General features: G+C 38.8%; 16 protein-coding genes and 2 pseudogenes. 3 read left to right on the top strand and 15 right to left on the bottom strand.

From position 1 onward, the window contains the following. Positions 1-2: 2 nt before the first annotated feature. The 9 genes and pseudogenes from hscB to DQN49_RS04105 form a co-directional block, all read right to left on the bottom strand. Positions 3-527: a Fe-S protein assembly co-chaperone HscB gene (gene hscB / locus DQN49_RS04145; protein WP_006996126.1), complete on the bottom strand. Its 525-nt coding sequence runs from the start codon at positions 525-527 to the stop codon at positions 3-5. Between the two features lie 12 nt (positions 528-539). Then, positions 540-863 (bottom strand): iron-sulfur cluster assembly protein IscA, encoded by a 324-nt coding sequence (gene iscA, locus DQN49_RS04140; RefSeq protein WP_006996125.1) that lies wholly within the window; start codon positions 861-863, stop codon positions 540-542. Positions 864-920: 57 nt separating this feature from the next. Next, complete coding sequence (gene iscU, locus DQN49_RS04135) at positions 921-1,301, bottom strand: Fe-S cluster assembly scaffold IscU (protein WP_005654861.1); 381 nt, start codon at positions 1,299-1,301, stop codon at positions 921-923. A gap of 59 nt (positions 1,302-1,360) precedes the next feature. Next, positions 1,361-2,575 (bottom strand): IscS subfamily cysteine desulfurase, encoded by a 1,215-nt coding sequence (locus DQN49_RS04130; RefSeq protein ID WP_005656383.1) that lies wholly within the window; start codon positions 2,573-2,575, stop codon positions 1,361-1,363. Positions 2,576-2,642: 67 nt separating this feature from the next. After that, a complete protein-coding gene (gene iscR / locus DQN49_RS04125) occupies positions 2,643-3,095 on the bottom strand; it encodes a Fe-S cluster assembly transcriptional regulator IscR (RefSeq protein WP_005662648.1) in 453 nt (150 codons plus the stop codon). Positions 3,096-3,147: 52 nt separating this feature from the next. Next, positions 3,148-3,873: a tRNA (cytosine(32)/uridine(32)-2'-O)-methyltransferase TrmJ gene (gene trmJ / locus DQN49_RS04120; protein WP_005691741.1), complete on the bottom strand. Its 726-nt coding sequence runs from the start codon at positions 3,871-3,873 to the stop codon at positions 3,148-3,150. 530 nt (positions 3,874-4,403) lie between these two features. Continuing rightward, complete coding sequence (locus DQN49_RS04115; protein WP_005682185.1) at positions 4,404-4,820, bottom strand: phage virion morphogenesis protein; 417 nt, start codon at positions 4,818-4,820, stop codon at positions 4,404-4,406. Between the two features lie 142 nt (positions 4,821-4,962). After that, positions 4,963-5,679 carry a PBECR3 domain-containing polyvalent protein gene (locus DQN49_RS04110; RefSeq protein ID WP_065246946.1) on the bottom strand — a complete coding sequence of 239 codons (717 nt, stop codon included), beginning with the start codon at positions 5,677-5,679 and terminating at the stop codon, positions 4,963-4,965. A 14-nt stretch (positions 5,680-5,693) separates the two neighbouring features. Beyond that, positions 5,694-5,915, bottom strand: a pseudogene (locus DQN49_RS04105) (phage portal protein family protein); the annotation flags it as partial. 8 nt (positions 5,916-5,923) lie between these two features. On the opposite strand from DQN49_RS04105, the gene DQN49_RS04100 reads away from it, so the two are divergent. Continuing rightward, on the top strand, positions 5,924-6,394 hold the full coding sequence (locus tag DQN49_RS04100; RefSeq protein WP_006996123.1) for a hypothetical protein: 471 nt from the start codon (positions 5,924-5,926) through the stop codon (positions 6,392-6,394). 54 nt (positions 6,395-6,448) lie between these two features. Continuing rightward, complete coding sequence (locus DQN49_RS10200; protein WP_006996122.1) at positions 6,449-6,607, top strand: nucleoside triphosphate pyrophosphohydrolase family protein; 159 nt, start codon at positions 6,449-6,451, stop codon at positions 6,605-6,607. A 59-nt stretch (positions 6,608-6,666) separates the two neighbouring features. Here DQN49_RS10200 and DQN49_RS10405 read toward each other — a convergent pair. After that, positions 6,667-7,071, bottom strand: a pseudogene (locus DQN49_RS10405) (site-specific integrase). Here DQN49_RS10405 and DQN49_RS10400 point away from each other — a divergent pair. Then, complete coding sequence (locus DQN49_RS10400) at positions 6,974-7,345, top strand: hypothetical protein (RefSeq protein WP_032826340.1); 372 nt, start codon at positions 6,974-6,976, stop codon at positions 7,343-7,345. The pseudogene DQN49_RS10405 and the gene DQN49_RS10400 overlap by 98 nt on opposite strands. Before the next feature lie 2 nt (positions 7,346-7,347). On the opposite strand, the gene DQN49_RS10395 is transcribed toward DQN49_RS10400, so the two are convergent. The 5 genes from DQN49_RS10395 to DQN49_RS04075 all read right to left on the bottom strand — a co-directional run bounded on the left by DQN49_RS10395 (position 7,348) and on the right by DQN49_RS04075 (position 12,118). Continuing rightward, positions 7,348-7,665: a hypothetical protein gene (locus DQN49_RS10395; RefSeq protein ID WP_006996118.1), complete on the bottom strand. Its 318-nt coding sequence runs from the start codon at positions 7,663-7,665 to the stop codon at positions 7,348-7,350. A 449-nt stretch (positions 7,666-8,114) separates the two neighbouring features. Continuing rightward, positions 8,115-8,594 carry a hypothetical protein gene (locus tag DQN49_RS04090; protein ID WP_006996117.1) on the bottom strand — a complete coding sequence of 160 codons (480 nt, stop codon included), beginning with the start codon at positions 8,592-8,594 and terminating at the stop codon, positions 8,115-8,117. Beyond that, positions 8,587-9,210, bottom strand: coding sequence for a hypothetical protein (locus tag DQN49_RS04085; protein ID WP_032826339.1), 624 nt, complete (start codon positions 9,208-9,210; stop codon positions 8,587-8,589). The genes DQN49_RS04090 and DQN49_RS04085 overlap by 8 nt, the downstream gene beginning before the upstream one ends. Continuing rightward, a complete protein-coding gene (locus DQN49_RS04080; RefSeq protein WP_223395604.1) occupies positions 9,210-11,495 on the bottom strand; it encodes a tail fiber protein in 2,286 nt (761 codons plus the stop codon). The genes DQN49_RS04085 and DQN49_RS04080 overlap by 1 nt, the downstream gene beginning before the upstream one ends. Further along, positions 11,492-12,118 carry a DUF2612 domain-containing protein gene (locus tag DQN49_RS04075; RefSeq protein WP_006995038.1) on the bottom strand — a complete coding sequence of 209 codons (627 nt, stop codon included), beginning with the start codon at positions 12,116-12,118 and terminating at the stop codon, positions 11,492-11,494. Before DQN49_RS04075 ends, DQN49_RS04080 begins: the two co-directional genes overlap by 4 nt. Positions 12,119-12,124: the final 6 nt, after the last annotated feature.

The raw sequence follows: 12,124 nt of genomic DNA, 5'->3' as shown, positions 1-12,124 counted from the left end.
ATTTAATCTAATTCAAAAATTCGTTCTTCCACACTTTCAATTTCTTCAGAAAGTTTATGGGTAAAACGTAATTTATCACAGTATTGAGATGCTCTCGCCCATTGTTGAGATTTCAAACTCTCAAAAAGTGCGGTCAATAATGATTGAGTTTCTTGTTTAATTTCTTTAGCAAAAGCATTTAATGCTCTTTCATCTTGCTGGCGTTCAACTTCTTCTAATTGTTCGCGCCATTGTAACTGTTGCATTAAAAACGCAACATCTTGCGTGCTTTTTTGTTCAAGATCTAACTGCTCGCCAGTATTAAGAGCAATGATCGCTTCAGCTCGCAAAATTGGGTCTTTTAACGTTTTTAAGGCATCATTCACTTCGGTAGATTTTTGCATCGCAACACGTTGCTCTAAAGCACTACTTGAGACAAAATTATCTGGATGTAGGGCCTTTTGTAATTTTAAATAACGTGCATTTAGTACTTTTTCATCCAGCTGAAAATCAACTGGCAAATCAAAAATTTGAAAAGGATTGAACATCAGATTATTACCTTAAACGTGGAAACTTTCGCCACAACCACAAGATTCTTTTACATTTGGATTATTATATTTAAAGCCTTCATTTAGGCCTTCTTTTACATAATCCAGCTCAATGCCATTGAGATAAACGAGACTTTTTGGATCGACAATAATATTAACACCGTGCTGCTCAAAAACTTGATCTTCGGAATTTAAAACATCTACAAACTCAAGTACGTAAGCTAAGCCAGAACAACCTGATGTTTTCACACCTAAACGTAATCCAATACCTTTACCACGATTATCCAAAAAGGCTTTCACTCGCTGCGCTGCTTTTTCTGTTAATGCAATACCCATCTATCCCCCCAACACCGCTAAAAATGCGGTCAAAATTGACCGCACTTTTTCACATAATTAGCCTTGTTTTGCTTTATAATCAGCAATTGCTGCTTTAATTGCATCTTCTGCTAAAATAGAGCAATGCACTTTCACTGGCGGTAATTCTAATTCTTCAGCAATTTGGCTATTTTTAATTGCCCCAGCTTCTTCTAAAGATTTACCTTTTACCCACTCAGTAATTAATGAACTAGATGCAATCGCAGAACCACAGCCGTAAGTTTTGAATTTTGCATCTTCAATAATGCCATTATCATCTACTTTGATTTGTAGTTGCATAACATCACCACAAGCTGGCGCACCAACCATTCCAGTACCAACATTGCTATCTTTTTTATCCAATGATCCCACATTACGTGGATTTTCATAATGATCAATTACTTTTTCGCTATAAGCCATTTTAACTTTCCTTTTTTCAATTCTAGTGAATGCCATTGTCAGATAATGGCAACTAAATATTAGTGAGCTGACCACTCAATGGTATTTAAATCAATACCTTCTTTAAACATATCCCATAATGGCGATAATGCACGAAGTTTTTCTACCGCGCCCTTCATTAAATTAATTGTGTAATCAATTTCTTCTTCAGTAGTATAACGACCTAATGTGAAACGAATTGAACTGTGTGCCAATTCATCATTTAAGCCAAGTGCGCGCAATACATAAGATGGCTCTAAGCTAGCAGATGTACAAGCAGAACCAGAAGAGACAGCAATATCGCGCAACGCCATCATTAAGGATTCTCCCTCAACATAGTTAAAACTAATATTTAAATTGCTATCTAAACGATGTTCCATTGAACCATTTACATAAGTTTCTTCAATATCTTTTAAGCCATTATATAAACGATCACGAAGTGCTTTTAAGCGTGGCATTTCTGATGCCATTTCTTCTTTTGCAATTCGATAGGCCTCTCCCATTCCTACGATTTGATGAACAGGTAATGTACCTGAACGCATACCACGTTCGTGACCACCACCATGAATAATCGCCTCTAAACGTACGCGAGGTTTACGACGAACATACAATGCGCCAACACCTTTTGGCCCGTAAAGTTTATGGCTAGACATCGACATTAAATCAACAGCTAATTCTTCCAAATTAATTTCAACTTTACCAACACTTTGAGTTGCATCCACATGGAAAATTGTTTTATTTGCACGACAAAGTTCGCCAATAGCTTTAATATCTTGTAACACACCAATTTCATTATTAGCGTGCATAATTGAAGCTAAAATTGTATCTGGACGAAGCGCAGCTTTGAATTTTTCTAAATCAATTAAACCATCAGCTTCTGGAGACAAATAAGTGACTTCAAAACCTTCTCGTTCTAATTGACGGCAAGTATCTAACACTGCTTTATGTTCAGTTTTACAGGTAAGAATGTGTTTACCTTTAGTTTGATAGAAATGCGCCGCACCTTTAATAGCGAGGTTGTCGGATTCTGTCGCACCAGAAGTAAAGACAATTTCACGAGAATCTGCACCAATGAGATCAGCGATTTGATTACGCGCAATATCAACAGCTTCTTCTGCTTGCCAACCAAATTTATGTGAGCGAGAGGCTGGATTACCAAATGTGCCATCGATGGTTAGAAACGCCATCATTTTTTTCGCAACACGTTCATCGACTGGACAGGTCGCTGCGTAGTCTAAATAAATAGGTAATTTCATTTTCACTCCTAAATTATGCTAAATATAACCGCACTTTTTTATTAAAAAATATACTGCTTATCCTTTATTATTGATTAACTAATAAATTATTAAAATCACGATGAGATTGACGTTTTACATTACGCTTATTTACCAGCTCTGCTAACGTAATCTCGTTTAAAAAACTTTCAATACGTAAACTTAAATCTTCCCAAAGTTTGTGAGTTAAACATTCCACACCATTTTTACAATTTTCACGCCCCAGACATTTCGTTACGTGAATATTTTCATTTACTGCCGCAATAATCATTCCTACAGAAATTTGTTCACTTGGTAGCCCTAATTGATAACCACCTCCTGGTCCGCGAACACTTTTGACTAAACCGTCTTTACGTAATTTAGCAAAAAGTTGCTCTAAATAAGATAAGGAAATATGTTGGCGTTCAGAAATATCCGCAAGGCTTACAGGCCCGCCATCTGCATTTAAAGCAATATCTAAAACGGCTGTAACTGCATAACGACCTTTCGATGTAAGTTTCATAAAGAATCCCTAAAAATTAATTGCGCAATACTTACATATCTGACTAATTTAGTCAATTATCCTCTTTTGTTAAATCAATTCGTTTTTCAACCGCACTTAGCATGCCATTTAAAATATTTAATTCGTTTTTCTCTAATTTTGCACGATAGTATAAACGCTTTAATTTACGCATAACTCCTTGATTTTGAATAAATCCAAGAGACTGATATATACGTTCTGTGTAGTCAAAAAAATAAGCTAACTGATCTGTTGTTGGATAGTTTTTCTCTATTAAAGAAAGTGAATTTTTCTTATTATTTTGAACTAAGAAAGCCATACGCAATTCATAACTTACCAGCTGCACAGCCATTGCTAAATTTAAAGAAGAATAATCAGGATTCGCTGGAATATTCAAGTGATAATGACATTTCAGCAGTTCTTCATTGGTTAATCCAATACGCTCACGACCAAACACAATAGCTATCTTGCCTTTATACGCTACAACTTTCTCTGCGCATTCTCGAGGCTCGATCAATGTATTTTGTAAATGACGTAAGCGAGCACTTGTTCCAATTACCAAAGAGCAATCATCGACGGCTTCATCAAAACTATCGACAACCCTAGCATTTTTTACAATATTTTCTGCGCCAGCTGAAAGGGCATAAGATTGTTCATCAACAGATTTAGGTGAAACAAGACAAAGCTGGGTCAATCCCATCGTTTTCATTGCTCTAGCCGCAGAACCAATATTACCACTGTGCGAAGTTTCAATTAAAACAATACGAATATTTTCCAACATAATGATACCCGACTAAAATTTAAGGGTATTCTACCACAATAACCGCTAAAAATAGTCAAGAATTTAAGCTAATTAAAGAAATTTAAAATATTAGAGATGAATAATAAAAATGGTAGGTTGTGAGAGGCTCGAACTCTCGACCGACGGATTAAGAGTCCGAACCAGTTATAATAGATATTAATCAATAATAAATTATAAATCAACCACTTACGCATATAGATATTATATATTTATCCATTAGTCCTATCAACCTTCCATACCTTTTTACACCTATCTTGTCAAATTCTCGTCAAACTAAAATCATTTAATCCTAGCTGATCATTGAGTTAATGATAAACAGTATTTAGAAAGTTCGGTGAATTTTCATCGCGCTTTAGGTGTAACCGCCCGCTAAATTTGAGAAATAAAAACGCCCTTTAAATCATCATTAAAGGGCGTTTAAATTTTACACTTTAGATAAACTCGCACAACATAACTGTCCCTAAAAAAGCAAGTTGACATCCTCCGTGCCCTAAAGGACGGGTAGGATGTCAATTAATTAATCGTTGGAAGTAGTCTTGCACGTCTTCCAAAATATCTGCCTTATCTTGAGGTGTTAAAGCCAAAAAAGGACGAGCTGGAATTTCTACTTTACGACCTCGTCCAGCTTTACCGCCGAATTGATGAATAGCCGCGTAAGGCTCATTCGTCCCCACAATGGCTTCATTGTTGTTATATTCAGAAGTAATGCTCGCCATCAGGTTTTCAGTATCCACCAAAGGCGTACCTTGACGATATTTCAGCCCCAGCCATTTAGGACGCCCCCCAACATCAAAATTTTGCAGCACAGCTGATTCCATTGTCCCCGCAATACTTCGCATTAACGGAGCTCGATGAGCGGTGGCTTGTGCAAGGCGTTCTAGTGCCGATGCAATTTCTTGTGCGTTATTGATTTCAATGTCTATCATAATCGTTGATTTTTAAAATTTAAGGGGGTATATTCATGCAAGGCAGTTATTAAAAAAGCGGTGATAATCTCCCTGCCACAGCCTACTTGAGGTGGCTCGTCCTGCTCAGGTGTCCGAGAGCGTGTGTAAGTGATCGGGAGCCTTACTTGATAACTGCCAATTTACCTTTCATTTTTTCTACTTCCTTGATATTAATCTCCCTTGCCGAAAGCACAAAAATTTCATTAAATTTAGATAAGTGCTTTATTACACCTAAAATACGCTGTTTCTCAAAGTTTTTGATAAAATAAAAACGATCATTATCTTGTAGAACAATATCAGGCTGATTAAATAAATCAGGGAAAAGTGCATAGCTTTCCAGTCCAAAATCTTGCCCATCACGGCTATTAAACTGTTTAATTAAAGTATCATCAGAAAGCCACACTGTGCCAGTTTTGCTTTTCAATAAATCCTTACTTTCTGCACTCAAGACACCTGCCGCAAATTTAAAATTTTTGGTAAGACTATCTCGCACCTGTAACATTTGATCAGCAGTGAGTTTTTTTCCATCTAGGCTGAGCGTTTGTTTCATCTCCGCCATATGCTTTGCCAACAATTCAAAATCGTGCTTAAACTCCCCACCTTTCATCTCAACCTTCGCAAACGCATGCGCCAGTTTTTCAGGATAAAGATCCAAATTAGGCTTGTAGTTTAATCGCCCTACATTGTAATCAAAGCCTTTATCCGTCACACGTATCGTGCCATCAGGTAATTTAAACCCTACCGTCTTTTCACGATTGCCTTGCTTATCCGCAGGGCGTTCTACTTCCACCAAAAATTCAGAACTATCATCAGGTTTATCAATCCCACGGCGTTTCAAATCTCTTTCGCCTAACCTTCCTGCGGTTCAGGAATCCCTAATTTATCCCGCACCCAACTTTCCGAAATCTGCACGCCAATGCCCGTAAGTTTAGGGATGGCATCTGCAAATACCGATAAATCTTCATATTCTTTCGTGTCAAACTCAAAATAAGGGATACGATGTGGCGCAATATTCGGATCAACATTAATTTGCAAATACGGCAAAATGATTTGTTGAGTGATAGTTTGCACAAGGTGGCACAATGACAAAACGTTGTGATCAGCCTATTTGTATTGAGTATGAAGAATGCGAACCGAATAAATACGGTGAGATTCGTAAGAAAATTGTGGGGGTAAAAAACAGATTCACAGAAAAGAAAATCATCACCAAATTAAAAAACTGGGTGATTAAATCAGCGAAAAGTGCGTTGGGTTCCACCGCACTTAATTCGGAGTCCACCGAAACAAACAAGGCGCATCGCGCCGCTTGGACTTGTGTCAATAACTGTAACCGTTTAAAAATTGAACAACAAATGAAAGAATTGATGTTGCCTATCGGTTCGCCATTAAAACCGTCACAAATTGAACTTTTAATGCGCCATGGACGGTTACGGCTTAATGACTATCGGTGGATTTGTTGTGAAAACGATGAAGTTTTCATTAAAGAAGAAAAAATTCCGTTGGCTCAAGCCTTTGGTTGGGGCGAGAGCTTGGGGGATTTTAGGGTTAATTAGATAAAAATAGATGAATTATGCACTATTGTAATTGAATATTAAGAGGAAATTAAAATGGCAGACTTACAACAGCTTGTAAAAAACATTGAACAATGGGCAGAAGATCGCAATTTGATTGAGGGTTCTACCCCACAAAAACAATTCATTAAATTAATGGAAGAATTTGGCGAGCTATGCAGTGGCGTAGCAAAATTCATTCTGTTTGAAACATAAAAAACGAAAAGCGAGAATTTGAAAAAGGCGGGGATTGATCAGATAACCCCGCCTTTGTTTTATAGCCGTTGAGCAATTTCTGCCATATCAGGTGCGTAATAAGTATTTTGCAGAATACTGAGATCTCTATGGCCAGATATTTTGGCTAATACCATTACATCCACTTTTTCTGCCAATCGGGTTAATGCTTCACGGCGGGTGTCGTGAAAATGTAAATTGGCATTTTCAAGCCCTTCCATCTTTTTGAGCTTGCGGAAGTTGTGATCCAGTTGGCGTGCTTCCATTTGGAATACTCACGGATCACTTTCTGTTTTTACCGAAGTAAGATGTTGTAAAATCGCTATTGCTTTTACCGAAAGAGGCACCGTGCTTGAATGTCCATTTTTAGTAATTGGCAAAAAGGCGGTGCGCTTTTCAAAATTGATATTATTCCAAGTTAAACTTGCTATTTCCCCAGCTCTCATTGCTGTCTCTATAGCAAAAAGAAATGCCGCCCCGTGCAATTTTGTAAGGTTTTTGGCGGTTCAATATGTTCGACATATTAACCTGACACAAAAATCAGACGCTCAATTTCATGTTCATTATATCGACGAGTTCTTGGTGTTGGTGCTTTTGGTTTCTCAAGATATTTTAGGGGGTTCTGTTATAAAATCCCATTCAATCGTTTTGGCCATTAGAGCAGAAAGCGAACTACGTTCACGCAAAACTGTTGTTGGAGAGACTTCTTTTAATCGTTGATTTTACCACTCACGAAAGTGTGCTTTTCCTATTTCTTGTAAAGATATTGCGGCAAGCGGAGTTCGAGAAAGACGCAGTAGTCTTATGCGCTCTTCACGTTTCCTGTGCTTGGTTACAGTGACTTCTTTTAGATACTTATCAATCAGTTCATCCAATGTAATATCAGGGATTTCATTATACTTTCCTGATTCGAGCTGTTTTTCGAGCATTTCTGCCCATTTTTTTGCGTCTGCTTGAGTCAAAAAAGTGGCTGATTTGCTCACGCCAAACTTGTGCACTTGTGCGTGCCAACTCTTGCCATTCTTGATAATTGTCGCCATTGTTTATTCCATAAAAATGTGTGCAATACACGTGTGCAAAAATGTGTGCAATGGAGTATAGAACAGATCGAAATCGATCCCAATCGGTATAAAAATACTACCTTTTAGGCGATTTTGATATAAAAAAGAAGGTATGTTTTAGTGTGTGAAATTATATAAGCTATTGTTTTTACTTATATTTTATCTATTTCTATCTGAAAATTGGGGAATAGAGAAAAATAGAGATGGTGCGACTAGCTGGATAAGACTTAATTAAATAACATTTTGATTTAAAACAAAATTTACAAAAGCAACATCATTATATATTACCATTCATAATACCATTATATTTAATGACCTACAAATCTAAAAATGTTAAAGGCACATATACATCAGCATATAAAACCGATATATCAAAAGTTGAATCTCTTTTTAATTAAATAACAACGGCGGAATTACCCGCCGTTTGTCTATTTTTGAAAGATTACAGCCAACTGGTTTGGACTAAATCGCCAGCCATTTTCCCCACCACAAATCGCATTAAAACACCATTCGCTGCAGAAAAACTTACTGCGTTTTTGTTTAATCCAGAGAACAATCCCGACAGCACCCCACCAGTCATATTTACAGCCCAAAGTGCGGTCAAAATAGGCTTTGATTTGTGCTTCGGTTACACCGTCGAGCGGAATTAAATCCCATTTGGTATTATCGGACACATCAATTTGTTTGCAACGCACTCCGCCATCTTGCACTGAAGATGAGTAGCAGTCATATACTGTCGCATGCTCATAATGATGCCCATTGCCAAACTCAATGTGCTCAATGGCAATCTCGCAGTGCGAGTATTGGCCCTTGGTAAAAAATCGAGTAATGCGGTCGGCGATTGCTTTAACTGGCTCTTTTCGCCAGTCGCGTTTGTGTTTGTACATTGCCAAATAAACTTTAGCCATTTTGATATGCCTCCATCAAGTTATCCATTTGTTTGATAATGTCATCATAGATTGATTGTAGTTGCTCTAGCGTGAGATTAGGGGCTTTGAGCTCATACTTGCGCATACGTTGATTAGCTAATTCAACCTGCAGTTTTTCAAGTCCCGCCGCCTGCGTCAAAATCAGGTTTGTGGCGGTCTTATTATCCAGTCTTGCACGTTGCGCGAAATCCGTGATATAACGGCTACACTCGCCTTCATAATTTGCGGCTTTAAAGGCTTCTGCCACCGCTTGGCGTTCACGGTACTCACTCTCAAATCTCGTCCAAGTGCTGTAGATTTTTGCTGCGTGCTCGTCAATGTTGGCGATAAGTCGAGTTTGGGTGTCGGCTAAAAGTGCGGTCTGTTTTTCGGCTAAAACTTCCCAGCTGAGCGTATCAAGATTTAACACATGCGCTGCGCTGGGTTGTGGGTCAATTAATACAGGATAGCCTGTTTTATCTGTGATAATTTGCTTTCCTTGGGCTTGTCCATTAAGGAGCTCAAGGTAGGTTTCTTGGCTAATTTCTACCGCACTTTCAGGCACAAAACCGCCGTCAGTATCATCAAAAAAGCCGTTTTTAAAATACATTGTCATTATTTCCATCTCCCAATAGTCATCCAGTCTGCAGACCCTAAATACCAACTTGTTACTGTCGCTGTTGTATTCGTTTTTGCTTGCATAAATACCCAGTTGTATTGCCCCTTACCGCTTGCTCTTGATTCGTATCGTTCTGTAATAAAACATCGATATTCTTTATCTACATATGCAATCGGCAGAACGAGATCTGTATGCACTGTAGTATCGCCTCGAGTAAAAACAATTAGACCTGTTTGAATCATCGTCCCGTCAGGATATTTTCTAATTTCAACATTACCAATTCTTTGGTAAGTAATTGCCTCATTAATAATTTGAGAGGTGGCTTGATTAAAATCCGTAATCTGGCTCACTGTATGGGTATGATTACGCTCTGCTTTATCTTGCAGTCCTTGCGCTAATCGCCCTGCATCAAGCGCACCAGCATTGGTTACCTCGCCATGGGACTTAATCCAAAAGACGACATCATCAAGGCTATTGATGGCCTTGATACATAGTTTGAGGATTAATGATTTAGGGCGAGTTTCATTTCCACCTGTTGCCATTTGAGAGGTGTCTTTGGGGGAAACAAAACCATTATCGCCATCTGCATTGTCATAACCAAGAGTGCTCCACAAATCTGAAGACTGGGCAAATGTTGTATAGTCAAAATACGAATTATTTCTTCCTTGACTTGAGTCGTCGAACCAAGAATCGTAGTCTATCGGCACCCTATGCACATGTCGCTTGAATTCATCTTCTTGTGTTTGCCCCACAGAGAGCCCATTGCCCGCATTACGCAAAAATCTATCTGCGACTTTAGGCACGCGTTCAATGGAGCCATATTTACCAACTAAGTAACGATATAACTCTGGGTAACGCTGCTCGGTAACTTGTGTGGCAATTTCATCAAAGGCAATCCAGCCAGTGGGAATGTTATCCACGGCAAAATAAGCCGTCATGCCTACATCGCTACGGGTTAAATCAGGAAGTTGGTTGCTGTTGCCCAAAGTGCGGTATAAATCGGGAAAGGTTTGTTGGTTAAATGTCGAGCCGTTTGCTTTTAAAAAGCCAACTGGATTGGTTACCGCACGAGGGAATGACACCACCGCACCAATAGGGATGCCATCGGTATTAAGTTTTTTCCAAGCCGACCAACTATCTGTTTGATAACTTGTCTGATGTCGCTCGTACACATCGGTGCTATATGCCACATAAGCTAATTGACGGCACCAAGTGCCATCACCTCCAGCAATAACTTGGATGTGGCAACTGGTCGATACGGGCAGATTTTGAGAGCGGCTTGCTTGCGTAATTGCATAAATCCCATCAGTTTTGAGGGTGTTTAAATTGCCAACAAAAGTCTCAATTTTAAAGTTCCCGATGCCATAGCCTGCAAGTGTATTAGGCTTGCCTTCAATATCCGTATTAAATTGGGGTTTTTCCCCAGCGTGGTAGATTTTTTGATTGTTATATGACAATTCCCCATTTGCCCGAATACGAATGGTGCCGATAGCTCGGTTACTTTTTTTATACTCTATCCAGCCGTCGCCATCATTCGCCCCCATATTTAAGAGGTGATTAGCATTTGCATAAGTTTGCGAATCAGCCACCCCAATGCCACGAAACCCAATGATTTTAGATTCAAAACTTTTGGTACCTTGAATCGATTCATTGCCCCTTAATCCCACTTTGCTCTCTGCGGTAGTTTTGGCTTCTACTGCTTTGTCATAGGCGGTTTTCACGGCTGCACTGGTTGCAACTGTGTCTGCACTATTGCTATTTACTGCAGAGGATTTCTTGCTGTTGGGGATAACATTGCCAAGTGAGCGAGTATTGGAGTCAATCAGTTGCTTGAGCTGATAGGCGGTTTTAGGCGTTAATGCTAAATCTTCACGTTGGCTATCGTAGCCTGTGTAGAGTTGGGTTATTCCTTGTTGTTGCAAGGTTGCTTTAGCGATTTCGTGGGTATGACCTTGCTCATCAACAAAATTCACTGTGTCTGCCGTTAGACTTTTCGGATGACTATAGCCTTTTGATAATGCCAAAATCGCATCACGCAATGAATTAACATTTTCTTCTGTTGGCTCGATATTGGCTTTTTCCAACACGGCTTTTAATTGATTAAACAACCACTGGTCTTTTTTATCGTTCATCTGTTGAACATAGTTAAAGTCTTGCACTGTTGGCGTATCATCGCCTAAATGCGCCCAGCCTGCTTCATAATTAGTTTGAGAGAAGTCGGTTAAATCGCCATTTTTCGCCCAAGTAATTCTTTTGAATAAATCAATTAGTTTTAACTTCATTTGTTATCCTTATGCGTTATAAATTCTACCGTTACCTTTACACCTGCTGCCGTGGGAATCCACAAAACCGGCTCTTGTTCTACCGCATCCAACCTATTTTTTTCCATTCGTGTAATCGCTATATGCACATCTGCATCCTGTCCTTCTGTGATTGAAACACGCTCTGCTAAAAATATAGCCCTACAGGCTTCAATTACATCATCAAGGGTGCCATGTGAATGATTGGCGATAACTTTCCATTTAATTAATCGTCGATAATGCTCATCGAGCATATAATTAAAATCTCTAGAATTAGTTTGCGTGGCTAAATCACGAATAGGGGCTCGACTAAAGGGTTTTGCCTTTGATTGACCAGAAAAACCGAAATACCAATCGCCATTTACTCTAGCGAAAGGGCGTGGCATACCGACAATATCGCCTACGCCATCAAGTTGTTTTCCTATAGCGGTATCAATATGCCTTTCTGTAAGCATTTGCTTTAAGGTTGCTTGAATTTCGTGATGCGGTAAAAGAAGAAGTGATAAAAATGTGTTTAAGTTAGGCGAGTAATTAAATTGAGAAAGTAATCGCTCTCGCCCTAACTGCTTAAAATCATCATTAAGTGCGGTTAAAATATCTTTCATATTTTC

The organism is Haemophilus aegyptius (assembly GCF_900475885.1).
GTDB classification, from domain to species: domain Bacteria; phylum Pseudomonadota; class Gammaproteobacteria; order Enterobacterales; family Pasteurellaceae; genus Haemophilus; species Haemophilus influenzae.
Note: the sequence above shows the minus strand (reverse complement) of the source record. Positions and strands in the feature narration are given on the sequence as shown.